Genomic DNA, 24,498 nt, shown 5'->3' with positions numbered 1-24,498 from the left:
CTGCAGATTATCTTCGGGAGGAGGATAGGGTGGGAGACGATACAAGAACCGCACGGCAAGCTGGAGCAGCCTTCATTTCCGTTTGTGAGCTGTCAAAGAGCTTCGGTGCCAACACGGTGGTTCGCGACGTCACACTTGACATCCGCGCCGGAGAAATCCTGGTGCTTTTGGGACCGAACGGCGCCGGCAAATCGACCCTCCTCAACATGATCGGTGGTACGTTGCAGCCGAGCGCGGGCGCAATGGCGCTCGATGGGCATCCGGTTGCTTTCGAAAGCTACATGGCCGGTTCGGCGCGCACGCGCGGTATCCAGCGGGTATTCCAGGAGCTTTCGACCTTTCCGAACCTCACAGTTGGCGAAAATATGACTCTCACCTCTGAGCGAAAGACCGGCGTATCGCGGCGTGAGATGATGCGCAACGCCCGGCAGCGCATGCAAGTCTTCCCAGGCAATCGCATCGATGTGGGTGCGGAAGTATCGCAACTGTCGGTGGCCGAGCGCCAGATGGTGGAAATCGCACGGGCCATGACGGAACCGGGTACGCGACTGGTTATTCTCGACGAGCCGACATCAGCATTGTCGTTGCAAGAAGCCGATCAACTCGCCGATCTGGTGACCCGCAAAGCCGCCGAGGGCGTGGCGATCATCTATGTTACCCATAAGCTTGAAGAGGCGCTGCGGCTTGCCCATCGTATCGTCGTCTTGCGCGACGGAAAGCTGCATTTTGACGGCGACGGACGCGCCGTCACCCACGATCAACTTCTGACCTTGCTTGGCGCCACCGCGGAGCAGGCGATCCCCGTGACGGCGCAACCGACGCATGCCGCCCAGCGCGACCTCTTGACCGTTCGGGGCCTGTCTGCGCCTCGATTGCACGACATCGGCATTCGCGTCGGTGAGGGCGAGATTGTCGGCATTGCCGGGCTGGAGGGGGCAGGGCAGCGTGAGTTGCTTCAGGCGGTTTTTGCGGCGCGCAGTCGCATGCTAGGCGCCGTGCATTCGCAAAGCGACATGGCCTATGTCAGCGGCGATCGCAAGCGCGAGGGCCTCTTGCCACTATGGAATGTCGAGGACAATGTGTTGATCTCGGCTGCACCGCGTTTCTCGCGGTTTGGTCTCGTCGATTTCGCAGCACTCAAGGCAAACGCTCAAGACTGGCTCGCCGAACTGGGTCTTTCCCACCGGGCGAGCTCACCAATCGTCAGCCTCAGTGGCGGAAACCAGCAACGTGCACTGCTCGGCCGAGCGCTGGCGAGTGAGGCGCCGCTTCTGCTTCTCGACGATCCGACCCGTGGCGTCGATGCAAATGCCAAGACCTCCATCTATGCCATCCTCGACAAGCTGAAGGACAAGGGTCGCAGCGCGATACTGTATTCGACCGAGATCGCTGAGTTTCACAAATGCGATCGGGTCTACGTCATGGCGCGTGGCCACATCGTCGCCGAATTCAGCGGCGCTGAGGCAACCGAGGAGCGGATCGTGCAGGCCTCCTTCATGCAGCCCGCCGGCCAGCATTCGAGCGGCGCATCCGAACCCGGAACGTCTGAAACAGGCACATCGGGCCAGGCGGCGTCAGGGCGTCTGCTATCGTGGCGAGCCATGCCGGCCGCACTGCTGATGGTGGCGATGTTCGCTTTGGCCTTTTGGCAGCAGCCAAACGCGCTGAGCACCTTCGGGCTCGAGCTGTTGCTGCAGGCCTCTATGCCGCTGGCTTTTGCGGTCGTGGCACAGATGCTGTTCTTACTCGGCGGCGATATTGATCTCGGGCTCGGCTTTGCCATTGGCTTGGCCAATGTTGTGGCAGCAACTTATCTCGTAGATGCCCCAGCGATCGGGATACTCGCCATGGCGGGTATTATCACGGGTTACGTGCTCCTGGCACTCATCGTCGAGATCTTGGGCGTCTCGTCGGTGGTGGCGACGCTTGGCGCCTCGTTCGTGTGGCTTGGCCTCGGGCTGATGGTGCGGGAGACCCCAGGAGGCCAGTCGCCGGGATGGCTCGCCGCGTTGACGCATGTGAAACTTTGGCCGCTCCCCCTGGCCTGTTATGTGTTGGTCGCAATTGCGCTGCTTGGCCTGTGGATCTGCCAGGGATGGGGCTACAGCATCCGCTTGCGCGCTCTGGGCCACAACCGGCGCACCTATGTGTCGCTCGGCTTTTCCGCCTTGGCGGGTCGAATCACGCTCTATGCACTGGCGGGGATGTTTGCCGTCCTGTCGGGCCTTATCCTGACTGCTGCCACCGGCGCCGGCAATGTTCATGTCGCGTCGAACTTCACCTTGGCGACGATCGCTGCGGTGGTGGTTGGCGGAGCAAGTTTTGCCGGTGGGCTTGTGTCTCCGATTGGCGCGGTGATGGCGGTGGTGGGCATTTCCCTGATTACCACCAATCTCGGTTTCTTCGGTATCAGCTCCGAATATTCGACCGCCATCGGCGGGTTGGCGCTGATCACAGCATTGAGTTTCCGCTCCTTCACCAGGTCAACTGCGCCATGAACCAAACCACCAGCATCACCAATCATCCTGCACCGCTCCCTGACGCGCCTGTTTGCATCTGGCGCCGGCTTTTCCGGCAGTCCTGGATGGGCGCGCTTGTCGCAGCCGTACTCCTTTGGCTGCTTGCAGGGGCTGTGACCGGCTCTTTGTCGGTGTCTTTCATTCTTGCGAATGCAACCATTGCGGGGTTTCTCACGTTGGCCGGTACGGCGCAGATGATCGTGATCGCCAGTAAGCCCGGCAACTTCGACCTGTCGCTTCCCTATGTGATTACCTTCGGCGCCTATATCATGTCAGCGGGCTTCCTGGGTCAGGGTAATACAGCCGGCTCGCTGGCCCTCACTGTGCTGGCGGGAGCCCTGGCTGGGGCCTTGAATGCTCTTTTGATCGTGCGGTTGCGCATCCCGGCGATCGTTGCGACTTTGGCATCGGGTTACATCATTTACAGTCTTATCGTCGCCATTCAAAGTGGTGGGTTCAGTCGCGTGGGCGGTCTGTTCGAGGCGGCACTGCGGTTACGGATTGCCGGCGTCTCCGGCGCGCTCGTGGCGACGGTCGCAACTTTGGTCCTGGTCTCCATCTTGTTGTCACGTACCGTCTTCGGTTTGCAGCTGCATGCCATGGGCCAAAATGGCGAGGCGGCGCGACTGGCCGGCGTGCGGCGCGGCTGGCTGACACTTGGCACATTCATGTTGTCTGGAGTTCTTGCTGCGTGGCTGGGCGCACTGCTCGCGACCTATCAGGGCGGTGTGTCGGCCGACCTTGGCCGTAGTTACCTCTTGGGCTCAGTCGCCGCAGTGGTCGTGGGAGGAACGCGCATTACCGGAGGCGTCACGTCGGTCTTCGGGACGGCACTCGGTGCTTTGGTGCTGACACTTGCCCAGTCCGATCTGATCCTGCTGCAACTGAGCATTGGAGCCCAATACGTCATCCAGGGTCTGCTTGTCCTGGGGACGGTCTGTCTGGTGGCCGCCCGGTCATCGAACCGTAGCTGACCCGCAACGCGGGACGCAGCGATCAAAACGAGGAGGAGGAACATATGCAGAGAAGTTTCGTAAGGCGCTGGATGCTGACAGGAACGCTGATGGTGGCGGCAGCCTTAGGCGCCGGTTCGGCCATGGCCGCCGGCGACAAGATCACCATCGGCGTGGCCATGCCCTTCCAGGGCAATGGCTGGCAGAAGGGCTTTCTTGCCGCAGCACAATGGGCAGCCGGCGAGATCAATGCCAAGGGCGGCAAGACTGTTGAACTGACCGTGGTGGACGCGGCGGGCGACACACAGACGCAAATCCAGCAGATCAACAACATGACCCTGCAGGGTGTGGATTTCATCATTCTCGAACCATTGTCGGACACTGCACTTAACGGCGCGATCGACAATGCCGTGGTTGCCGGCATTCCGGTTTTGACGACGGCACTTGGCTCGGTCACCAACCCCAAGGCCATCGACCTCCAGTTCGACTACGACGAACTGGGTGAGAAATATGTCAGCTACATCGCCGAGCGGACAGGCGGCAAGGGCAATGCCTTGAACATCCGTGGCCTAGCCGGAAATGCGGCGGAACAGGCGATCCAGGATGCCTATGTCAAGGCGCTTGCCAAGTATCCGAATATCAAGATTGTAGCCGAGGTCTACGGCGACTGGAACCAATCGGTGGCTCAGCAACGTGTCTCCGCCATTCTACCGACCTTGCCGCAGGTCGACATCATATTCTCGCAAGGTGTCGCCGCATTTGGTGCCGCTCAAGCCTTCATTGCCGCAGGACGCGACGTTCCCCTTCAGGTCTATGGTTTCGATGGGGTCGATACAAACCTGCTACTCGATCTCAATTCGAAGTCGGGCTATCAGTCGGTGGCGATCAACACCGATCCCGGCATCGGCAGCGTGGCCGTCAATGTTGCGGTAGCCAAGCTCAGCGGTGTCGACGTCCCTCTGAAGATGATCTCGCCGGTTCCGACCATTACGATGGATGACCTGAAAACAACCTACAAGGGCATGGCTGACAGCGACATCGCATGGGTGAAATACCAATATGACTGGACACTGGCGAACGTCATTCACGCCAAATAAGTTCGATTGTTGGTAGGCTGCGCGCCCGCGGGTACCTTTTGGAGCCTGCGGGCAACATCGCGCGCCGATGGGCAAAAGTCGTCACTAGTCCCGATCCACACGACGTTCCGCTGCAGGGTGCCCACGTGGCGGAAAGCCACACCATTATTGTGTGACGCGAGCGCAAACGATCGGCCACATCTTGTGTGGTTTAGACACGATGACAGACCAGCGGAGGAGCAGGAAGAAATGTCCGAACATTACGAGATCGTCGACAAACGTTTCCACGATAAGGTTGCGTCGCTCTTTCCGCCCGAAGAACTGTTCAGCGGCGGTCTCTTTACGGAAGGTCCCGCCTATTTTCCAGCGGGCCGCTATCTGCTTTTCACAGATCTCCCCAATGACCGGATTCTACGTTTGGACGAGACTGACGGTTCGATCAGCGTGTTCCGGCAGGAATGCGGCCACCCGAATGGTCAGACGGTAGACCTGCAAGGCCGCCTGCTGAGCTGCGAACACCGCTACCGTCGCGTCAGCCGGACCGAGCATGACGGCAGCGTCATCACGATCGCCGACCGGTGGCAGGGCAAGCGCCTGAACTCTCCCAATGACGTCGTCGTGACCTCTGACGGTGCTGTCTGGTTCACCGATCCGCCCTACGGCATTTTCCATGATCTCGATGGCATCAAGGCCGTATCCGAAATCGGCGGTTGCCATGTGTACCGCGTCGATCCGATCAGCGGCGCGGTCGAGGCCAAGATCACAGACATGGTTATGCCGAATGGGCTGGCTTTTTCGAAAGACGAGTCCATTCTTTACGTCGTGGATAGCGGCAAAAGCCATCACGAGGATGGACCGGCGCATCTGCGTTCCTTTGCGGTCGATCGCAATCATCATGTCATGAGCCGCGGTGTGTTTGCCGAGTGTCCGGTTGGTATTTATGATGGCCTTCGGTTGGACAGCGACGATCATCTGTGGATCACAGCTGGCGATGGTGTCTATTGCTACGAACCCGGAGGGGACCTGCTGGGGAAGATCAAGCTTGGAAAGATTGCGGCCAACCTGACCTTCGCCGGCCCTCGGCGAAACATCATGTACGTGTGCGCGACAAATTCGCTCTTTCGCATCCGGCTGAAGATCAATGGCCGGGTCCGATGATGGCGACCGATTCGATGAAATGGCGGCAATCCGACCGTCTCGGCGGTCCCGCTTGAGCGAAAGTGTGCGTGGTGCGATAAAGGGTCGCTGACCGCAGTCCCCATTGGCGGCGGCCCATGGATCCGCTACGCCGGTGACTGGAACCCATTGACGAGATTGACGTGGTGGTTTGCGAAGGGAAGCGATGGCGTGCCAGGCCAGCCTGGACGTCGCAACAAGACGGCAACTGCAGCATGAGTTTGCCTATCGCCATCCGGTGGCGATAGGCAATTCTTGTTTTACAGAGAGATCCCCAGCTCGCGGATCAAAGGCTGCAGGATCGCCTTGTCATCCTGCCAACGTTTCATGAACGTCTGTGGATCGCTGACCGGAATGCCCAGGCCGAGTTCCGCATACCGGGCTTGCACACTTTCGTTCTGTAGCGCAAAGCCAATCGCATCGCTGAGACGATTGACAACCTCGTCGGGGGTGTCATGCGGGACGATCATGCCCTGCCACGCGCCGGCGCTGAATCCTGGGATGGCTTCTTCACCAAAGGTCGGAACCTCCGGAAGTGCTGCGAGCCGTGATGCCGAAAATGTGGCAAGTGGCTTTACGTCGCCAGACCGGATCACTTCGCGTGCCGTGGCATAGTCGATGACGATGGCCGGTACAATGCCAGCAAGAACGTCGTTCAGCGCCGGGGCCATGCCACGATAACTGACGTGTTCAAGCTTCAGGCCGGCTTCACGCGCCAGCCGTTCCATTGCCAAATGCAAGGGACTTCCAACGCCTGGGCTTGCAAAGGAAATGGGCTCAGCCGTGTTCTTTGCCTTATCGATGAAGTCCTTCACCGTTTTGTACGGCTGGGCCTTTGAAACGGCCAGAAGAATGTTGACGTCGGCATAGGCGCCGACCGGCCGAAAATCCTTGTCCGGATCGTATTGCAGATTTTTGTAGGCGACCGGGTTGATGATCAATGTGCCATTATCAGCAGCCCCGACCGTCAGGCCATCGGGACGGGCATGGGCGAGCGCAGTTGCGCCGATTGAACTGCCCGCGCCCGGCCGGTTATCGACAATGATCGTCTGCCCAAGCTTTTGCGACATAGGAGCACTGAGCAGTCGGGCAATGAGATCTGTCGCCCCTCCAGGGGGATATCCGACAATCCATCGGATCACGTCATTGGCCGCAGCGCGGCTGCTCATGATGCCAAGCGCACCCAGCGCCAGCCCACCCATCAGCACATTTCGTCTCGTCGGGTTACTTGTTACCATTTTCTTGCCCCTCCCAGGCGTTGAAGCAGGTCCGCAGCGGATGAACCCGCTGCCCTGAATTCCTCCAACGAAAGTGCCTCTCCATCGGCACCTCGCGGCTCTGAGGGCGGACGATAGCGCCGGCCGGTACGGGACCACAAGCCACCGGGGGCCGGTGGTATAAGCTGAGTTTATACTGACGATAAACGGGGTTGTCGCCGGCCCGGCTCTGCTACAGAGAACAGCAGCGTAAAGGGGTTTCGGCAGAGGCGCCAACCGGCGGGCTCGTCCAATCTACTGTCGGCGCACCGGCGCCCGGCGCCTGTTCTAGCGCCTCACGACGCTGCATCGCGTTGCAAAAAGCAACCGTCGGATTTCCCAGCGGCCACGCCACTGGCGACCGGCAGCAGGTTTTCTGGACGGCAGGCCACCGATCCTGCGGTCGGAATTGATGAATCTGTCTCATAGCCGCAAACGGCTTGACCCCACTAATGATTAGCCGGCGTCTCTGTTATGTCTCCGTTTTGTCGAAGCCCGACCCTATTGGCGCGCCGCAAGGATGCGGCCGACGAACCATAACTGGCAGCCTGCGGACGGGCCGCCGGCAGTCGTCTTGAAGGGACAGGAACGGAATGGCGAAAGTTTTGGCGCGGAGCGGACTGGCTGCAATAGCAGGCTCGATTGTCTTAGTTGGCGGCTACTTCTTGTCGCCGGGGGCCGACGGACCAACGCCCGCCTATGCAGAGACAAACCAGGTGACTTTTCCTCCGCTTGATCAACTCACGCACTACACCACCGTCCGACGGGGGATCACCAGAGAGCATATGCTCACCAGTCAAGCAGCTCTTGCCGCCATCAAGTCCGGCCAGAATGTTCCAACCGGGACGCATGTGGTTCTCGTCGACTACCAGAGCGATGTTCTGACGCGCTATCTCGTTGCCCAAAAATTGGGAGAGGGTGCGGACGATTGGCAATATCAGTGGTTTTGGCCGGATCGCTCGGTCAAGGCCGACGAAAATATCGGCCAGTGCTACTCATGCCACCAACGTTCGCGCGGCGACCGCCAGTTCATGTTTACCTTCAGCGACGCGTTGGCCTTTGACGGGAGCCAGCCGAATTGAAGAACTCTCTCGTCACAAGGCTGCTTTTGCCGGGCTTCATGGCCGTCCTGCTGCTTCTCTCCCTTGCCTACTGGTGGCTTGATAACCTGCCGCACGAACTGTTCGGCACGGCATTGTTCACCTTGCTCGCGTGGCACCTTGCCGTGAATCGGTTATGGTTCAAGAACCTGTTTCGCGGCCGCTATGATGGCCGACGCGTAGTTACGGCGCTACTGCATCTGCTTCTCGGCGCAAACATGCTGGTGCTGGTCATCACCAGCGCAATCATCTCGAAATCCGTCTTTGCTCCACTTCCGATTCCCGACAGTATTTACCTCCGAGACATTCACTGGTTCTCTGCCTACTGGGTCATGATTGTCGTCGGCGTACATCTCGGCCTGCACTGGACCAGAGTGCTTGCCATGGTCCGATCATCGATGGGGGCGATGCAGAATGACCGGGTAGGTAGCTGGCCGTTGCATATCGCGGCAATCGTCGCCACCGCCTTTGGCGTCTGGAGCGTCATGGTGCTGGGCGTTTTGGCCAAGTTAACCTTCACCTACAGTCTTGATTTTTGGGATTTTACCGCGTCCGTCACGCCATTCTTTGGGCATTGGGCCGGCGTCGTAGCGCTTCCGGCTATCGTGACCCATTATGGCATGGCCTGGTGGCGTCGCGCGACGTCGGCCGCTTCTCGCCAGCGACGGAAGAAGGCAGAAGGTTGCGCCATAGAGGATGCGACCGGTGCGTGATCAGACACATTCCATCTTTCTATTCACGATGGCGAAGTGCATCAAGCACCGCGATAAAGGCAGGCGACGACTGGCGGCGGCTGGGATAATAAAGGTGGTAGCCATCCCAGTGCGGAGAAAATTCCTGCAGCATGCGGACGAGGCGGCCCTCCCTGACATACGGCAGGATGATTTCTTCCGGGATGTAAGCGAGACCGAAACCATCCAGGACGGCTTCAAGGATATCGAACGTGTGGTTGGAACTGATCTGGCCATCGACGCGAATACGGATTTCACGGCCATCTTCCTCGAATTCCCATGCGTAGAGTCCGCCGGAGCTTGGAAGTCTGAAATTGATGCAGCTATGACTAACCAAGTCTTTGGGGTGTTGCGGTACGGCACGATCAGCCAGGTACGATGGAGCACCGACAACGGCCAGGCAAAAGTCAGGACCGATACGGGCAGAGATCATGTCTTTCGCAAGATGCTCTCCCATTCGCACCCCGGCATCGTAGCGTTCGGTGACAATATCGGTGAGCCCGTTGTCGAGCACCAGCTCGACTTTGACATCAGGGTATTCGGGAAGGAGTTTGCGCAGCTTTGGCCAAAGCAGATACTTGATTGCATAGTCGGAGGCGGAGATACGAATGGTCCCGGCAGGTTTGTCTCGAAGGGCGCTGAGTTGATCGACCTGTATTTCGATCTCGTCGAAATGCGGGCCAACGCCGTCGAGCAAGCGCTCACCGGCTTCGGTTGGCGTCACAGCGCGCGTCGTGCGCGTCAAAAGGCGAACACCCAAGCGCGCCTCGAGCTGGCGGATTGTATGGCTCAACGCCGATTGCGACACGCCAAATTTGGCGGCAGCCTTCGTAAAGCTGCGCTCGCGGGCCACAGCGACAAAAACCATCAGATCATTAACATTCTCGCGAGGCACTCATGAATCCTTCTCATATGACCGGCTCGTTATAGCGTCAGAAGTATGAAGAAGACAGTGGCGGAATGGTGAACTTCGGTCACGACGCCATCACGCATGGATCACATTTGTGCGGGAAACCCGAGAACTCGACGGAGGAGAAAATTGGCGATGCGTACGCGGGAGGAGACAGCCGTGACATCGAAGTGCAGTGAAGACCATATGGACGAGTGTAGGGTCACCGTGGGCGAATTCCGGGAATTCGTCCGGCGTACCGCATATATAACGGATTGCGAAAAGCACGATAGCGGCTGGATCTTCGTAAAAGGCAAGTGGCAAAAGAAGTACGATGCGTCCTGGGACAATCCTTATATTGACCAGGAAGAGCAGGATCCCGTTGTCCTTGTGAGCTGGCATGATGCCGTGATGTTCGCAAACTGGAAGAGTGCACGTGACGGCCTAACCCAGGCCTATAGCTTCATGAAGACGCACGATGATTGCATTGTTGGCGTTGACCCATCCGCGGCAGGGTATCGCCTGCCAACCGAACGGGAATGGGAGGCGGCAAACTGTGACAGCGCGGTGGCGCTTGTCCGGCCCGTGACACCATCCAAGCAGAGGTTCAACCAGTCCGGTCAGGGATTTCCGGGCGCGCGCTGGTCCCAAGGCGGAGCGGCGGCCGAGCGCCTTGAATGGTGCTGGGACCCGGGAGAGCCGGCGGCCAGCGGCGGCGGCGGCAATCACGCAGACTCGGGCTTTACGGAGGCGCGAATCTGCCGGGGCGATAGCGTCGTGGGACCTGATGGCCGGCTGGAGGTCAGCCGCGGCACCTGCGATCCGTTTTCAGCTGCGACAACGCTTGGTTTCAGACTGATCCGGGGAACATAAGGGCGCAAAGTGGCGCAGGCGGTAGACGATTGATGAGCCTCGTTCATGTCGACAAGCGTTTTGCGCCTCTAATCCCAGGACATGTGAACACCCATCTGGATCCGGGCTGGCAGACGCGATGTTGCCCGCGTCGAACATCGAGAGAGGTACACATGTCTTACGATCCAGATGACTACACGGTTGACGGCGGCCGGCTGGTCGCGGGGTTCGGTTTGGCCGGGATGGCCTTATTCGGTCTCATCATTGTTGGCTGCCCGGCAACGCCGTCGGCATCGCCTTTGGAGGAAGAGGCTTCCTATCGGCCCGCCGTTGCGTGGGCCGGGCGTATCCACGACCTGAGACCGGTGGATGGGTACGTCGCCTGACGACGGCTTCTGGGGGTTGATCTGCCGACATGCACTGATCGGCGCTCGGACTGATGAACCGGGCTCATGAGAGCAAGCGCGTTTTGCCCTCTAATCATCCATCTGTTGGGATCACGCAGCGCCTTGACGTCATCGACACTGACCTGGCCGCCGTGGTTTCCCCAGCTCAAACGCACTTAGGAGAGAACGTCAGCAATCTCCGTGTCGGAGAGCTGCCTTCGGAAGGGTGGCATCCGGTAGGCATCGGGAATGCCTGCGGTGGCATGCCACTATCGATCCCCGGTGGGCGCTAAGCTAGCAGAAAAAACAGGGGGGCGCTCCATCGGAGCGCCCCTCCTGACACGCCAGGCGTTCTACTCTTCCCCGGTCGCTGCGGGAGGGGCAGGCAAGGGCTAAAGAGGTCCGCCTCGCGTATTCCACACGCCGGGATGAGATACCGGCATCGAGCACAGATGGGCTTGAACGGCGGCGCGTAACAGGCCGTCCACTGCTGCAGCCAAAGGGCCGGTGGTGACAGTGTGCGCGGGAATTTGGCCCGCGTCCAACGGCGTCGCTGAAAATCCTTGTCACTTCGCCGCTTTTATTTTGACGGAAACCGGGCCCGGCCGATCAAAAATCGAGACATCGCCCGTGACTTTGCCGAGAACGATAATGCCCGGTTGAGGCACACGTCCATCGCGGTAGTAGATCACAAAGTGATCTGAGCTCCATAAGCCAAGCGTTCCCTTGGAAAAGCCACGCTGACGGGAAACAGCCGGCAACGGCGACGGCAAATTTCCCGTCTTTTCTTGGCGAAGATGGTCGTTCATCTCGATCGTCAGAGGCAACATCCGATAGAGTGAACTTGACGCCTCGTTAAGCGCCAAGTCAGCGGTGACCTCTCCCCAATCGGAGGAAATAACAATGCGTTCCTGGGCCATCGCGGCGCCTCCCAATGCGAGTGTCGTCAACACAGCCGACATTACGGTTTCCATCATCCTGGTTATCTCCCTCGAGTTCATCGACTGGCCGTGGTGTGGTCGTCCGTTTAGTTAGTAATCTAGCGATAATGATGCAGCCGTATTAGAGCGCTCATTTCGCTCGTTGTTATGAGGACCGCTCACGAATAGGCCACGTGTCACGATGCTGGTTCACCTGCCGAGTTCTTGTCGCGTGCTGCAAACGGCGCTTACTGCGCCACACGGACACCAGCCGCAATCATCGGGCATGCGGGCTGCTCGCCGTAACGGGGTGGGCTAGTCTTGCGGTGTAAGCCGCAAGAGCTTGGCGGAGCCGCCATCTTCAAGCAGCCAGACCGCACCATCGGGCGCGACAGCCACATCGCGGATGCGCGCGCCAATATCCCACCGTTCGACCTCATCCGGTTGGCCGCCCGGATCAAAGCTCAGCCGGACAAGGGATTGAACAGCCAGACCGCCAATGAGGGCAGAACCCTGCCATTGCGGGAAAAGGTCGCCCTGGTAGAAGGCAAGTCCGGCCGGCGCGATCACCGGCGTCCAGTAAACGGCCGGCGCTGCGAAATCGGTTCGTGTTGCATGGCGCGGTATCGGCACGCCGCTATAGTTGTCGCCGTTGGAAACGACAGGCCATCCATAGTTCCGGCTCGCTTCGATCAGGTTGAACTCATCGCCACCGCGCGGGCCCATTTCATGGAGCCAAAGGCGTCCGTCGGCCGCGAAAGCAAGACCGTAGGGATTGCGATGACCGGTTGTCCAGGTTTGCGCAACAACGCCCCCTGCAGCAGCGTTCGGATTGTCGGCTGGCAGGCTCCCGTCGAGATTGAGCCTTATCACTTTGCCGCGCGCCTGATCCGGGTCCTGCGCGCTGCTTGCCTGCATTCGATCACCCACCGTCACGAAGAGATGTAAACCCTGAGGATCGAAGGCAATAATGCCGCCCGGTTGACCGCCGCCGCCGGCAGGCGCCTGCTGCCATATCGTCGTGCGGTCAGCCAGCGCCACACCACCGCTCGATGTTGAGAGCGTTGCGCGCGCAAGTACGAGCCTGCTACCTTCCCCGCCAGGCTCGGTGTAGGTGAAGTAAATGCGCGAACTTGTCGCAAAGTCTGGAGCGACCGCGATGTCAAGCAGACCGTTCTGGCCTTCCGCGGCGACAGCGGGCACGTTTGCGACCGCGCTTTTCTGGCCAGACTGGGTGACAAGAAAGATCTTGCCGTATTTTTCAGTCACGATCATCCGGCCGTCAGGTAAGAATGCGACCGCCCACGGTCTGTCGAACTCGGCTATTGCCTCGCTCGAAAAGGGGCGATTGGGCGTGTTGGCGCGGTCACCGGCATTGATGCTTTGGGCGTTGGCGCCGTGGTGATGGACAAGGGACGCTGCGGCGACCAGCGCCAATACGATGATTGTTTTGCTCCGGGTCATTATTTCTCCGCGGGTAGCTTAGGGCAGATCGCACCGCTGGTGAGCGATGCATGACCGCAAACACATAGGCAGAGTGACGGACGGAGATTACCGCCTCAAGACCGCTTGCCGTCATGAGCGGTGTTCATCAAAGAATAAACAGGGTCGCATTGCGGCCCGTGAATGGCTCCGCAACCCCTTACTGCCAGCGGGAATAAGTTTAAGTTATAGCCCGCGCGCTAAGCCAATAAAAACAACCTCGGGCAGCGCGCTGGATTTGGTAAAGTCCAGCAGGATCACCTGGACCAAGTTCATGCCGCATCATCCGTCACCCCTCCAACGCTTGCGTTCCGTCGGCTTGAGGCCAACACAACAGCGCATCGCACTCGCGCGGCTACTGTTTTCCGGCGGGCACCGACACGTCACGGCCGAAGATTTGCACGCCCAGGCGACCGCGAGCGGTGTCGTGCTGTCCGTTGCTACCGTTTACAACACCCTCAATCAGTTCACCGATGCCGGCCTGGTGCGCATTCTCGCCGTCGAAGGATCGCGAACTTGGTTTGACACCAACATTGCTGACCATCACCATTTCTACGTCGAGGGGCGCGGCGAAATCGTCGACGTCCCTGACAATCATATGGACATTTCAAACCTTCCAGAGCCGCCGGCCGGGTATGAAATCGCCAATATCGACATAGTCATTCGTCTGCGCCCCATTGCGGATAGCTGAACTCAAATTTTTGGAATTCCATTTGCCGCAGTTGATGTCTCCAAATTCGAACCTTGACAGTGACTTCGCGGTCTTCAAGGGCCTTGCGCCGAAAATGGCTGTCGTTTTCGTCGGTTTTCTGATCGCCGGCATGGCCATGCCGGTCCTGCCGTTGCATGTTCACAACGATCTCGGCTTCGGAAATATCGTCGTCGGGCTGGTTGCCGGCACCCAGTTTGGTGCGTCCTTCTTGACCCGACTCTGGTCAGGGAGCTATGCCGACCGGCGCGGCCCCAAGCGAGCGGTGGTCCTGGGGCTGTGCACCGCCGTTGTCGCAGGTGTCTTCTACCTGGCATCGACGTTTTTTCTCGATCAGCGCAATCTATCCGCCGTCATCCTTTTGATAGGCCGCGCTCTGCTTGGCGGGGCCGAAAGCTTGATCCTCACCGGCTCGGTGGCATGGGGTCTGGCCACTGCTGGGCCTGGCAATGCCGGCAAAGTTATCGCCTGGGTCGGGACGGCAATGTTTGGCGCACTGGCGGCGGGCGCTCCGGTGGGAACGGCTCTCTATTCGGCAATGGGCTTTTCGGCGATTGCGACGGCTACGGTCGTTCTGCCCGTAGTGACCGCATTGATTATTGCGCCGCTAGCGTCTGTGCCCGGTCGTGCGACCAGCGCCGGGTCGCGGGGGCGCGTTATTCGCGCCGTCTGGCTGCCCGGCCTTGGCGCAGGATTCAGCAGCGTCGGCTATGCCGCCATCGTCACATTTTCGGTTCTCCTGTTTGCAAGCCGGCAATGGCCGAATCCTTGGCTCGCCGTGACCTGTTTTGCCGCGGCACTCGTTACCGCGCGAATTTTGCTGGGTCATTTGCCGGACAGGCTGGGAGGCGGACTGACGGCATTGGTGTTTGTCTGCGTGGAGGTCGTCGGCCTGATCTTGATATGGATTGCGCCGCAGCCGATCATCGGGATGATCGGTGCTGCCACGGTTGGTATCGGCTACTCCCTTGTTTTTCCGGGTTTCGGTATTGCCGTGGTCGGCGCCGCCCCGCCTGAAAATCGCGGTATGGCCATGGGCCTTTACTCGGCCTTCCTCGACCTGGCACTTGCGCTGAGCGGCCCGCTTCTTGGTCTTGTCGGAAACGCAGCCGGCTTGCCGGCGATCTTCCTGGTCAGCGCAACCATCGTTTTGTGCGCGGCCCCAATTGCCTTTTGGACCTTGCGCCACGAAGGTATAAAAAGCGCCTACTCGGCCCAAACTTCGAGAGATGGCGAGCGGATTGATCGTTGAAAGATCGCTCACACTGACCCTATCCAGTCACTGCTCGATCTCGCTCGCCGTACCATTTGACGCACCGTCAGCATTTCAACGTCGTGCAGTCGCGATATGCCGTCAAAGGCACCGCCGCCCCGAAAATGTCAGGGCAGGGGATGGAGGGGAACGCATAGACGTTTCATGCGTGGGCATTGTCGATGCGCCGGTCATATGTTTGTTCCAGCGGGTGGCTTGCACAAGAAGAGCCCAAGACGGATGACGCTCTGTTCTCAATTGCGCTCATGCCACGCCGGTAGCGCCAGATCTGACCAGCCGAGGCCGCTCTGGCGCACATCAAGCAAAAGTTGCCTTTTAAGCGCCCTTGCGCACTTCCTCTTCCATGTTAACGCCGTTCAACGCCCCTACCAGGTCGCTCAACATCGGTACATAGTCACTGCCATGACCCGTGGATTCGGCATGCGCGTAATATTGTACAGCCGCTGACGCCATGATGCTCATCATTTTCGATTCCGCGGCCATATTGTTGACGTAGCGCAAATCCTTGGCTGCAAACGAAATCGCAAATTTATGCGCGTCGCGGTCGCGCTCGACGACATATTTCATGAACGTATCGAAGAAGCCGCTGCCCATACGGCTCGGTGCAATGACCTCTCGCAGGGTCTGCGGCGAGATGCCGATCTTCGCGGCAAGCACGACAGCTTCAGCGTAGAGAGCGCCATAACTCATGCCGATGAAGTTCATCAGAAGCTTCATCTTGTGGCCATTGCCGACGGCGCCCACCCGGATGATCCGGCCGGCCCAGCAGTCTATGACAGGCTTCACGCGTTCGAAAACCTCGTCGTCGCCGGCCACCATGGCGTCCAGCGTACCTTCCTCGGCCTCCTTCGGGGTCCGCCCAAGCGAGGCGTCAATCATCCGCGCACCCTTGCCCTCAAGTTCTTCAACGAGCTTCAGGGTTGAGGCAGGATCGGAGGTGGAGGTATCAATGACGATGAGCCCCGGTCTCGCGCCCGCCAGGATGCCGTTATCGCCGCGAACCACACCTTCGACCTGACCCGAATTCTGCAGGCAAATATGGATGATATCGCACTTTTGCGCCATATCCCTGGCGTTTGCGGCTTCGTGAGCACCCAATGTCAGGAGACTATCGATGGGCGTGCGGTCGAGATACCAGAGTTCGTAGCCCTTAGTCCTGATGTTTTTTGCCATTCCATGGCCCATCAGGCCGACGCCGATAAATCCGACGACTGGTTTGTCGCTCATTGCGTGTTCCTCTCTTCCCGGTCTTGCGATTAAAGTGCCTTATATTTGCTCAGCCACGCCATATCTGGTGGGGTGCCCGCCTCGGGCAGATATTCCGCACCGATCGGCCGCTCCCAGCCCAGTTTTCGCACACATTGCAAGACGAATGCGTAGTCGAGCTCGCCGTGATCAGGCGCTCCGCGGTCCGGCACGGATGCAATCTGCACATGCCCGATCAGTGGCAAAAGGTCCTCGAAACGACGTGTGACATCTCCCTCGATCCTTTGAATGTGGTAGAAGTCGAACATCAGCTTGAGATTTGGGCGGGCGACTTCGCGGATAATACCGGCCGCCTGCTCGGTGCTGTTGAGGAAATATCCCGGGGCATTATAGGGATTGAGCGGCTCGATAAGAATTGTCGCCGCACCGCCGGCGACGTCGCAGGCATAAGCAAGGTTCTCACAAAACGTCTGCCTGGCACGCGGACCACTGGTATTGCCGGCCATGACATGCACGGCTGGTGCGGCGAGGCCAACCGCGTAAGCGAATGCCTCATCGATTGCGACCCTGGCATCGGATTGGCGTCCCGGAAGGGCTGACAGTCCGTTTTCCCCGATAGATGTGTTGCCCCGGCTGGTATTCAGCCCAAGCATCTTCAGCCCCGTTTCCTCAAGCGCGGCGCGTGTCTCAGCAACAGGCACCGCATACGGCCAATGACACTCGACGGCATCGAATCCGGCAGCCTTGGCAGCGTGGATGGCTTCGGGAAGCGGACGGTCCGCAAAGAGAAAACCGAGATTGGCAGAGAATTTCATGCCTCCCACTCCACGTTGAAACTGCTAACGATGTCAGCAACCTGGCCCTTGTTCAACAGCCGCCGGTGACAGCCGCAGGTCAAGACCGCGAGCCGCGCTGTGGCTTCCAGCTCTTCGATCGCGTTGCACGCCGCTTCAACGTCCTTTCCTGCAACAACCGGCCCATGGTTGGCGAGCATCACCGCCGATCGTTTCCCCGCCAATCCCTTGACCGCATCGCCCATGGCAGGATCACCTGGACGGTAAAAAGGCAGGAGCTTGACCCGCCCAAGCTGCATGATGGCATAAGGCGTCAAGGGCGGCAGAAAGTCATCCTCGTCGACATCGGGCATCAACGACCATGCCACGGCATGGCATGAATGGAGATGAACGACGGCACCGGCCTGGCTCCGTGTGTCGTAAAAGGCCTTGTGAAGAGGCATCTCCTTGGTCGGCAGGTCACCATCAACATGCTGGCCCGTGGCATCAAACCGGCTCAGCCGCGCCGGATTCAATCGGCCAAAACTCGATCCGGTCGGTGAAACCAGCAGTCCGCCATCGGCGGTGCGCGCGGAAATGTTGCCGGTTGAGCCATGCGTCAAGCCACGGTCGAAGAGCGACTTGGCAAGCGTGCACATCAAGTCGCGCAAGCGGGTTTCTTCGGTCATGCGTCAAGCACCTCCAAAGATTTCGCGAAGAAGTCCTCGCTTCCAAAATTTCCAGACTTAAGAGTTATAGCAATGTCGTGTTGTTCACTTCGCGCAAAGCACCAGGGAACACCGGGAGCAATTTCGGACCCAATATCAAGACGCGACACACCGAGGCTCTTGGTGACGGCACCTGATGTCTCTCCTCCAGCCACGACAAAACGGCGGATACCCAGATCTCTGGCCACGACTGCGCAAGACGCAAGGGCTGCTTCCACCAGCGCGCCGGCGCGATCAGTCCCTAGTCTCGCCTGGGCTTCACGAACGGCATCAGGCGCGGCGGTGGCATAGAGGATTGGCGTCTTGCTTAAATCTTGGTGCGAAAGCCAATCCAGGGCGGACCCGACGCCGCTCTCGGCAAGCTCAAGGGGGTCCAACTTCAAGCTGGGCCGGCCGGCTTGGCCAAGAAAGGCTGCCACCTGCCGGTTTGTCATGGCTGAGCAGCTGCCTGACAGGACGATCGCAGGACCGTCTTCAAATCGATGTTCCCTTTTGACGTCACGTCCGTTGACCAATCCCTGGCGCAACCAGATCTTCGGCAGAGGCATCGCGACCGCACTACCACCCGTCAGTAGTGGTAGATTCTGGCAGGCGTCAGCGATAATAAACAGGTCGTCATTTGCAACCGCATCAACAACGACATGCGCCACACCCTCTGCCTTGAGGCTGGCAAGCCTTTCGCGAAGTGCTTTTGGACCTTTGGCCACAGTGTGACGGTTTGCAAGCCCGACCGGCAAGGTAACCTGTGGCTCCAACAGCCGCAGGAGATTGGAATCGCGCATTGGCGTCAGCGGGTGATCCTTCATCGGGCTTTCGGCCAGCGGCTGTTCGCCGACAAACAGGTTACCCATGAAAATCGAACGGCCGTTCTCCGGAAAGGCCGGACAATAGATTGTCTGATCCGCTCCAAGCGCCTGCATGAGCGCTTCGGCAACCGGGCCGATATTGCCGCGCGGCGTTGAGTCGAAGGTGGAGCAATACTTCCAGAAGAACCGTTTGGCGCCTGCCTTGCGAAGCCAGTCGAGTGCAGTTTGTGTGTCCTTGATCGCCTCATCGACCGGAGAGGTGCGGCATTTCAATGCAATGATCTCAACCCGCGCCGTGCCGGTCGGCGGACTGTCCGGCACACCGATACGCAACGACACTTCGACGCCGGAGCGTGCGAGAAGTCCCGCAAGATCGGTCGCGCCTGTGAAATCGTCAGCGATTGCACCGAAATATGTAGTCATGCCTGCATCCCGTCCTGCGATAACTCACCGATGGCAGATCATTTGCCGGCGCCAGGCAATGTCAGCCCGGCATTGCGGGCATAAACCTTGGCGACGGCCGCGTCGTCTTCTCGCCCCAATCCCATCCCGGATGCTGCGAGAAATTGTTGAAGCGCTGCCGCTGTGATCGGCGCGGCGAACTTTGAAGCGCGGGCGGCGTCAAGCACGATCCCGAGATCCTTCGGCCAGATATCGACGGCGGAGTGGGCGGTGAAATCGCCCGACACCACATGCGGCGCACGGTTTTCCAGCATCCAGCTTGTTCCCGCGCAACGGGGAATGACCTTGATGAACGTTTCTGGATCAATGCCTTGCGTCATACCGAACGTGATCGCTTCGGCCATCGCCGCAATATGAACGCCGGCGAGCATCTGGTTCACAGCCTTCATCGCCGATCCAGCGCCGGCCGTGTCACCAAGCTCGAAAACGGTTTCAGCCATTGCATCAAGCGCGGGCCGGGCTCTGGTGAATGCTTCGGGTGTCCCGGAGGCCATGATCGAAAGCTTGCCTTGCGCGGCTTTGACGGATCCTCCGGAGATCGGGGCATCGAGAAAATGGACCTCATTCTCTGCGCATTTTTGCGCAGCATTTCGTGCAAAGTCGGGTGCAACCGTCACACAAAGCATGACAACAGCATCCGCCGGCAGCCAGCCGACCAGTCCGTTCTTTCCAAACAGAACGTCCTCGGCTTGAGCTGCATTGAGGACGACGACAACGAGAGCATCAAGCTGCGGTGCGGCTGATGTAATATCGTCCTTCGAACCACCTTCGGCGCGAAGGCGCTTGAGGGCGTCAGCATTCACGTCGGCGCCGAACACCTCGTGGCCGGACCGAAGAAGCGAGGCGGCAATCCCGTAGCCCATCGAGCCGAGCCCAACAACGCCGATTTTCATATGAATCCCTCCCATGGTTATAAGCCGTTAGGCATTCGATGCGCGGATCGCTTCGATGACTGCATCGGTCACGATCTCGGTTGTCGCCTGCCCACCGACATCTGGTGTCATCGTACCAGAAGCACAGACGTCCTCGATTGCCTTCATCAGACGCGAAGCACTCTCCATTTCCCCCAGATGCTCGAGCATCTGACAGACGGTCCAGAATGTCGCGATTGGGTTGGCAATCCCCTTTCCGGCAATATCGAAAGCCGAACCGTGAATGGGCTCGAACATTGAGGGAAAGCGCCGCTCCGGATCGATATTGGCGGTTGGCGCAACGCCCAGGCTTCCAGCCAGCGCGCCCGCCAGATCGGACAGAATGTCCGCATGCAGGTTGGTGGCGACGATGGTATCGAGGCTTTCAGGGCTTCGCGTCATGCGCACGGTCATTGCATCGACCAGCATCTTGTCCCAGATGACGTCGGGGAATTCCTGCGCCACTTCGGCGGCGATCTCGTCCCACATGACCATGCCGTGACGTTGAGCATTCGATTTGGTAACGACAGTCAGAAGCTTACGTGGCCGAGCCTGTGCCAGTCGAAACGCATAATGCATGATCCGTGCCACCCCGGTGCGCGTGAAAATGGCGACCTCGGTTGCCACTTCCTCGGGCAGTCCCCGGTGTACGCGCCCGCCATGACCGGAATATTCGCCTTCCGAATTCTCCCGGACGATCACCCAGTCGAGGTCACCAACCCCCTTGCCGTGCAAGGGGGTTGGTATCCCCGGGAGGATCCGCGTCGGGCGGATATTGGCATATTGATCAAAACCCTGGCAGATCTGCAGCCGCAGTCCCCACAGCGTAATATGATCCGGAACGTCCTGAGAACCAACCGCACCGAACAGGATCGCGTCGTGACCTTTGAGGCGTTCCAGCCCGTCGGACGGCATCATCTTGCCATGTGTCTTGTAGTAGTCCGATCCCCAGTCGTAATCGGTGATATCGAACGATAGGTCCCCGGTGCGCGCGGCCAGGGCCTTGAGCACCCGAAGGCCGGCGCCGATGACTTCCGGTCCAATACCATCGGCTGGAATTGCTGCAATCTTGTAGGAGCGCGTCTCGGTACGCATCAGAATGTGAACTCGGGCATGCGGCTCGCTTCCTCATCGAACCCATACACCGATTTGATCTCGAGATATTCCTCCAGACCGACGCTTCCCATCGAACGTCCGATGCCGGATTGTTTGTAACCGCCCATCGGCGTCAGCGAATTGGTGGCTGCACCATTGAAGCAGATGCGTCCGGCTTGAAGCCCGGAAGCAAACTCATAGGCTTTCTTACGGTCGCCGCCGAAAACATAGCCACCGAGTCCGTAGATGCTGTCATTGGCGATATCGAGCGCCTCTTGCTCGGTCTTATAAGGTATGACGGCCAGCACCGGTCCGAATATTTCCTCCCTGGCGATTGTCATGTCGGGCGACACACCGGCGAATACGGTAGGCTTTACGAAGAAGCCTTGATTGCGCCCGTCGGGTTTGCCCGTACCGCCACAGGCAAGCTGGGCACCCTCGTCGATTCCGATCTGAATATGCCGCTGGATGCTGTCGAACTGCGCCTGATTGACGACGGGTCCCATCGTTGTGTCGGGGTCTCTGGGATCTCCCAAGCGATACCGGCCGACCTCATCGACCAGATAGGGCACAACCGTGTCCATCTGGCTTTCATGCACGAGCATGCGGCTCGGTGCGTGGCAGGACTGTCCGGTGTTGAAAAAGCACCGCTGGATATTCCAGCGCGCTGCCTTTTCCAAATCGGCATCCATGAGGACAATGTTTGCCGACTTCCCGCCAAGCTCCAAGGACACCCGCTTGATCGTGCGCGCAGCCACTTCGCCCACTTGTGCACCGGCCTGTGTTGAACCGGTAAAGGACACCAGATCGACGTCGGGGTGGCTCGCCATGGCAGCGCCGACGTCGCGTCCTCGACCAATAATTAGATTGAAAACACCTTGCGGAACGCCGGCCTTCTCGAAAATCTCGGCGAGCACAACAGCACTGACCGGCGATGCGTCGGAGGGCTTCATAATGACCGTGCAACCCGCTGCCAGTCCGTAGATCGCCTTGATCACCGGTGTTTGAACCGGCCAGTTCCAAGGCGAGATCAGCGCGCAAACCCCGATGGGCTCACGCCGGATGATCGTGTCTCCCAAATGCCTTTCGAAGTGGTAGGTCTTCAGGAGGTCACGGGCGACTTTCATATGGCCAATAGGGCCGGTGGTCTGTGCCCGGGCGCTAATCGGGATGCCGACTTCCTGCGCCATAATATCCGCAATCTCGTCGGCGCGTTCCTCGTAAGCGGCGATGATGCGGTCAATGAGCGCCACCCGTTCATCAAGTGTCGTCTTCGAGTAGGTGGGGAATGCGCGGCGAGCCGCGGCAACGGCTTTGTTGACTTCATCGACGCCGCCGCCCGTGACGACGCTTGCAAAGGCGCTTTCCGTGAACGGGTTGATGAGAGGCTTTTGACCGGCATTGGCAGGTGCCACCCACATGCCGTCAATATAAAGATTTCCGTAGTGCTTCACGTTCGATCTCCTCGGCAAGCGCTCGATCAAAAGCTGTGGGTGTAGCCGCCATCGCAGGCTATCGTCTGACCGGTGATAAAGGCTGCAGCTGGCGTTGAGAGAAACATTGCAAGCCCCGCCAGATCGGATGGTACGATGGTTCGCGGAATACACTGTAGATCGATATTGCGCTGGCGAATGTCTGCAGTAAGGCTGGCGACCCGTTCCTTGACTTCCGTCGCAACAGTGCCTGGGCGAATGCAGTTGACGGTAATGCCATCGGCACCGACCTCGCGTGCAAGGGAGTTTGTCATGCCAATGACGGCTGATTTGGAAGTGACATAGTGCAGGTAATTCTTCGTGCCGCGATGGACGGAGGCCGAAGAGATATTGATGATGCGGCCAAAGCGCTGTTCGCGCATGGATTTCACGACCGCTGAGGCGCAGAAGAACGTGCCGTTGATATTGACCTCCATCACCTTTTGCCATTCGGCGGAAGGAATTTCCTCAAATGGCCGTTTCGTCAGGGTCGAAAAGAGGGAGGCGTTATTGATCAGAACATCGATGCGCTTAAATGCCGCCAGGGCTGCAACCACCATCGCATCAACTGATTCCCGTTTGGAAACGTCGACTTGCAGCGGAAGAGCTTTGCCGCCCGCCGCTTCGATTTCGGCTGCCACCGCTTGCGCATTTTCGATGCTCAGATCTGCAATGACGGCAACGGCTCCGGCTGCGGAAAACTGGCGCACGATTTCACGGCCGATGCCCTGTCCGGCGCCCGTGACGATAACAACGCGGTCCTTGACGCTGAAGTCGCGGGCAGCGGCGGGGACCTCAGCGTCCTCAGTTGATTGTGAGGCGGTGTCGATGTTCACGGTTGATCTCCAAAAGTAAAGGATCGGTCTGTCAGGTTCGAGCCGACGGGCCCGAACAGGCACACATCATCGCGCAAGCTGATTGCAAGCTACCGATACAACTGCGCGGTGGCATTTGCAGCGCTGGTCAGGAAGCCGGTGTCGCTGCCCGCCGATACATAGCGAGCGCCCAGGCCAATCATTTCTTTCGCTACGTCCGGGCGGGTGTTAAGGCCACCCACACCAAGATGCTTGCCCTTTGCCTGGCAAACGGCCGCGACTTGCTCATAGGCTTCACGCACCCGGACATGATCAAGCTGACCGGGCAGGCCGAGTGAGTTACAAAGGTCGTTGGTGCCGATCAGAAGCATATCCATGCCATCGACCGAGGCGATTTCCTCAGCATTCTCCACAGCACGCACCGATTCAATCATTCCGACAACCAGAGCAGCCTCGTTCATCTTTGCCATTGTTTCTGCAGCGGGACCGGCGCGAAACAAAGTGTGCGGATTTGCTCCCAGAAGGGACCGGTTTCCCATCGGCTGAAATTTTGCTGCGTCGACAATGTCTTCGGCTTGCGCCCGCGTTTCGAGATGCGGAACGATAATTCCCTGCGCTCCGGCCTCAAGCGTCCGGCTGATCTCAGCTTTGTCGAGCCCGGGTACACGCACAAGCGGCGTCACACCCAAGGCAACAGCGGTCATGCTGATCTGGCTGACCGTCTCCAGTGAGAAACTACAATGTTCGAGGTCGATGTACAGGCAGTCGAAACCGGCGCTCTTTGCAATCGCGGCGATCTCAACATTGCGCATGAGGCGGACGATCATACCGACCGCCAGTTCGCCGGCGTCCATCTTCGCCTTCATCAGGTTTTTTGTCGGAATTTCCAAACCGGTCATAGGGGATCC

At 59.0% G+C, this 24,498-nt stretch carries 23 protein-coding genes; 10 read left to right on the top strand and 13 right to left on the bottom strand.

The window, feature by feature from the left end:
- Nucleotides 1-29: 29 nt before the first annotated feature.
- From AF337_RS02890 to AF337_RS02875, 4 genes are all read left to right on the top strand, one after another.
- Entirely contained in the window at nt 30-2,498 is a 2,469-nt protein-coding gene (locus tag AF337_RS02890) for an ATP-binding cassette domain-containing protein (RefSeq protein WP_049730977.1), read from the top strand.
- The gene (locus tag AF337_RS02885; RefSeq protein ID WP_244471164.1) at nt 2,495-3,493 is read left to right on the top strand and encodes an ABC transporter permease; all 999 of its coding nucleotides are present in this window, start codon (nt 2,495-2,497) and stop codon (nt 3,491-3,493) included. Before AF337_RS02890 ends, AF337_RS02885 begins: the two co-directional genes overlap by 4 nt.
- 44 nt (nt 3,494-3,537) lie before the next feature.
- Nucleotides 3,538-4,569 carry a substrate-binding domain-containing protein gene (locus AF337_RS02880; RefSeq protein WP_244471163.1) on the top strand — a complete coding sequence of 344 codons (1,032 nt, stop codon included), beginning with the start codon at nt 3,538-3,540 and terminating at the stop codon, nt 4,567-4,569.
- Nucleotides 4,570-4,797: 228 nt separating this feature from the next.
- Nucleotides 4,798-5,706 (top strand): SMP-30/gluconolactonase/LRE family protein, encoded by a 909-nt coding sequence (locus AF337_RS02875; protein ID WP_049730974.1) that lies wholly within the window; start codon nt 4,798-4,800, stop codon nt 5,704-5,706.
- Between the two features lie 278 nt (nt 5,707-5,984).
- Here AF337_RS02875 and AF337_RS02870 read toward each other — a convergent pair whose 3' ends face one another.
- Complete coding sequence (locus AF337_RS02870; protein ID WP_049730973.1) at nt 5,985-6,962, bottom strand: Bug family tripartite tricarboxylate transporter substrate binding protein; 978 nt, start codon at nt 6,960-6,962, stop codon at nt 5,985-5,987.
- 611 nt (nt 6,963-7,573) lie between these two features.
- On the opposite strand from AF337_RS02870, the gene AF337_RS02865 reads away from it, so the two are divergent.
- Complete coding sequence (locus AF337_RS02865; RefSeq protein ID WP_049730972.1) at nt 7,574-8,062, top strand: hypothetical protein; 489 nt, start codon at nt 7,574-7,576, stop codon at nt 8,060-8,062.
- Nucleotides 8,059-8,793 (top strand): DUF4405 domain-containing protein, encoded by a 735-nt coding sequence (locus tag AF337_RS02860; protein WP_244471162.1) that lies wholly within the window; start codon nt 8,059-8,061, stop codon nt 8,791-8,793. Before AF337_RS02865 ends, AF337_RS02860 begins: the two co-directional genes overlap by 4 nt.
- A 19-nt stretch (nt 8,794-8,812) precedes the next feature.
- Here AF337_RS02860 and AF337_RS39510 read toward each other — a convergent pair whose 3' ends face one another.
- Complete coding sequence (locus AF337_RS39510; RefSeq protein WP_082336731.1) at nt 8,813-9,706, bottom strand: LysR family transcriptional regulator; 894 nt, start codon at nt 9,704-9,706, stop codon at nt 8,813-8,815.
- Between the two features lie 96 nt (nt 9,707-9,802).
- Here AF337_RS39510 and AF337_RS02850 point away from each other — a divergent pair, with 96 nt between their 5' ends.
- Both AF337_RS02850 and AF337_RS41650 read left to right on the top strand, forming a co-directional pair.
- Nucleotides 9,803-10,573: an SUMF1/EgtB/PvdO family nonheme iron enzyme gene (locus AF337_RS02850; RefSeq protein WP_152970870.1), complete on the top strand. Its 771-nt coding sequence runs from the start codon at nt 9,803-9,805 to the stop codon at nt 10,571-10,573.
- 152 nt (nt 10,574-10,725) lie between these two features.
- Entirely contained in the window at nt 10,726-10,938 is a 213-nt protein-coding gene (locus tag AF337_RS41650) for a hypothetical protein (RefSeq protein ID WP_049730969.1), read from the top strand.
- A gap of 566 nt (nt 10,939-11,504) precedes the next feature.
- Here the strand turns inward: AF337_RS41650 and AF337_RS02840 are convergent.
- Both AF337_RS02840 and AF337_RS02835 read right to left on the bottom strand, forming a co-directional pair.
- Nucleotides 11,505-11,915, bottom strand: coding sequence for a cyclophilin-like fold protein (locus tag AF337_RS02840; RefSeq protein WP_049730968.1), 411 nt, complete (start codon nt 11,913-11,915; stop codon nt 11,505-11,507).
- Nucleotides 11,916-12,173: 258 nt separating this feature from the next.
- Nucleotides 12,174-13,322 carry a PQQ-dependent sugar dehydrogenase gene (locus AF337_RS02835; protein ID WP_049730967.1) on the bottom strand — a complete coding sequence of 383 codons (1,149 nt, stop codon included), beginning with the start codon at nt 13,320-13,322 and terminating at the stop codon, nt 12,174-12,176.
- Nucleotides 13,323-13,614: 292 nt separating this feature from the next.
- On the opposite strand from AF337_RS02835, the gene irrA reads away from it, so the two are divergent.
- Together irrA and AF337_RS02825 are read left to right on the top strand one after the other, a co-directional pair.
- Nucleotides 13,615-14,031 (top strand): iron response transcriptional regulator IrrA, encoded by a 417-nt coding sequence (gene irrA, locus AF337_RS02830; protein ID WP_049730966.1) that lies wholly within the window; start codon nt 13,615-13,617, stop codon nt 14,029-14,031.
- A gap of 22 nt (nt 14,032-14,053) precedes the next feature.
- Nucleotides 14,054-15,301: an arabinose transporter gene (locus AF337_RS02825; RefSeq protein ID WP_342028406.1), complete on the top strand. Its 1,248-nt coding sequence runs from the start codon at nt 14,054-14,056 to the stop codon at nt 15,299-15,301.
- A 336-nt stretch (nt 15,302-15,637) separates the two neighbouring features.
- On the opposite strand, the gene AF337_RS02820 is transcribed toward AF337_RS02825, so the two are convergent.
- From AF337_RS02820 to AF337_RS02780, 9 genes are all read right to left on the bottom strand, one after another.
- Nucleotides 15,638-16,549 (bottom strand): NAD(P)-dependent oxidoreductase, encoded by a 912-nt coding sequence (locus AF337_RS02820; protein ID WP_049730965.1) that lies wholly within the window; start codon nt 16,547-16,549, stop codon nt 15,638-15,640.
- Nucleotides 16,550-16,578: 29 nt separating this feature from the next.
- Nucleotides 16,579-17,343: a hydroxypyruvate isomerase family protein gene (locus tag AF337_RS02815; RefSeq protein ID WP_049730964.1), complete on the bottom strand. Its 765-nt coding sequence runs from the start codon at nt 17,341-17,343 to the stop codon at nt 16,579-16,581.
- Nucleotides 17,340-17,990 carry a 3-oxo-tetronate 4-phosphate decarboxylase gene (otnC, locus tag AF337_RS02810; protein WP_049730963.1) on the bottom strand — a complete coding sequence of 217 codons (651 nt, stop codon included), beginning with the start codon at nt 17,988-17,990 and terminating at the stop codon, nt 17,340-17,342. Before otnC ends, AF337_RS02815 begins: the two co-directional genes overlap by 4 nt.
- Nucleotides 17,987-19,258, bottom strand: a complete 1,272-nt coding sequence (gene otnK / locus AF337_RS02805) for a 3-oxo-tetronate kinase (RefSeq protein WP_049730962.1) — start codon at nt 19,256-19,258, stop codon at nt 17,987-17,989. The genes otnC and otnK overlap by 4 nt, the downstream gene beginning before the upstream one ends.
- 38 nt (nt 19,259-19,296) lie before the next feature.
- Entirely contained in the window at nt 19,297-20,190 is an 894-nt protein-coding gene (gene ltnD / locus AF337_RS02800; protein WP_049730961.1) for an L-threonate dehydrogenase, read from the bottom strand.
- Nucleotides 20,191-20,217: 27 nt separating this feature from the next.
- Nucleotides 20,218-21,303: a tartrate dehydrogenase gene (locus AF337_RS02795; protein ID WP_049730960.1), complete on the bottom strand. Its 1,086-nt coding sequence runs from the start codon at nt 21,301-21,303 to the stop codon at nt 20,218-20,220.
- Nucleotides 21,303-22,757, bottom strand: a complete 1,455-nt coding sequence (locus AF337_RS02790; RefSeq protein WP_049730959.1) for an aldehyde dehydrogenase family protein — start codon at nt 22,755-22,757, stop codon at nt 21,303-21,305. Before AF337_RS02790 ends, AF337_RS02795 begins: the two co-directional genes overlap by 1 nt.
- Before the next feature lie 26 nt (nt 22,758-22,783).
- On the bottom strand, nt 22,784-23,611 hold the full coding sequence (locus tag AF337_RS02785; RefSeq protein ID WP_049730958.1) for an SDR family NAD(P)-dependent oxidoreductase: 828 nt from the start codon (nt 23,609-23,611) through the stop codon (nt 22,784-22,786).
- A gap of 89 nt (nt 23,612-23,700) precedes the next feature.
- On the bottom strand, nt 23,701-24,489 hold the full coding sequence (locus AF337_RS02780; protein ID WP_049730957.1) for an HpcH/HpaI aldolase family protein: 789 nt from the start codon (nt 24,487-24,489) through the stop codon (nt 23,701-23,703).
- Between the last annotated feature and the right edge of the window lie 9 nt (nt 24,490-24,498).

Source organism: Rhizobium ecuadorense, assembly GCF_001187535.1.
Taxonomy (GTDB): domain Bacteria; phylum Pseudomonadota; class Alphaproteobacteria; order Rhizobiales; family Rhizobiaceae; genus Rhizobium; species Rhizobium ecuadorense.
The sequence above is the reverse complement of the archived record's forward strand: the minus strand, read 5'-3'. Positions and strand labels throughout refer to the sequence as shown.

Bases quoted from the DNA above. Each gene is read 5' to 3' on its own strand.
- irrA (WP_049730966.1), top strand. From the start codon at position 13,615: ATGCCGCATCATCCGTCACCCCTCCAACGCTTGCGTTCCGTCGGCTTG.
- AF337_RS41650 (WP_049730969.1), top strand. From the start codon at position 10,726: ATGTCTTACGATCCAGATGACTACACGGTTGACGGCGGCCGGCTGGTC.
- AF337_RS02875 (WP_049730974.1), top strand. From the start codon at position 4,798: ATGTCCGAACATTACGAGATCGTCGACAAACGTTTCCACGATAAGGTT.
- AF337_RS02880 (WP_244471163.1), top strand. From the start codon at position 3,538: ATGCAGAGAAGTTTCGTAAGGCGCTGGATGCTGACAGGAACGCTGATG.
- AF337_RS02820 (WP_049730965.1), bottom strand. From the start codon at position 16,549: ATGAGCGACAAACCAGTCGTCGGATTTATCGGCGTCGGCCTGATGGGC.
- AF337_RS02885 (WP_244471164.1), top strand. From the start codon at position 2,495: ATGAACCAAACCACCAGCATCACCAATCATCCTGCACCGCTCCCTGAC.
- AF337_RS02870 (WP_049730973.1), bottom strand. From the start codon at position 6,962: ATGGTAACAAGTAACCCGACGAGACGAAATGTGCTGATGGGTGGGCTG.
- AF337_RS02795 (WP_049730960.1), bottom strand. From the start codon at position 21,303: ATGCGTACCGAGACGCGCTCCTACAAGATTGCAGCAATTCCAGCCGAT.
- AF337_RS02840 (WP_049730968.1), bottom strand. From the start codon at position 11,915: ATGATGGAAACCGTAATGTCGGCTGTGTTGACGACACTCGCATTGGGA.
- AF337_RS02815 (WP_049730964.1), bottom strand. From the start codon at position 17,343: ATGAAATTCTCTGCCAATCTCGGTTTTCTCTTTGCGGACCGTCCGCTT.
- ltnD (WP_049730961.1), bottom strand. From the start codon at position 20,190: ATGAAAATCGGCGTTGTTGGGCTCGGCTCGATGGGCTACGGGATTGCC.
- otnK (WP_049730962.1), bottom strand. From the start codon at position 19,258: ATGACTACATATTTCGGTGCAATCGCTGACGATTTCACAGGCGCGACC.
- AF337_RS02835 (WP_049730967.1), bottom strand. From the start codon at position 13,322: ATGACCCGGAGCAAAACAATCATCGTATTGGCGCTGGTCGCCGCAGCG.
- otnC (WP_049730963.1), bottom strand. From the start codon at position 17,990: ATGACCGAAGAAACCCGCTTGCGCGACTTGATGTGCACGCTTGCCAAG.
- AF337_RS02865 (WP_049730972.1), top strand. From the start codon at position 7,574: ATGGCGAAAGTTTTGGCGCGGAGCGGACTGGCTGCAATAGCAGGCTCG.
- AF337_RS02780 (WP_049730957.1), bottom strand. From the start codon at position 24,489: ATGACCGGTTTGGAAATTCCGACAAAAAACCTGATGAAGGCGAAGATG.
- AF337_RS02850 (WP_152970870.1), top strand. From the start codon at position 9,803: ATGGATCACATTTGTGCGGGAAACCCGAGAACTCGACGGAGGAGAAAA.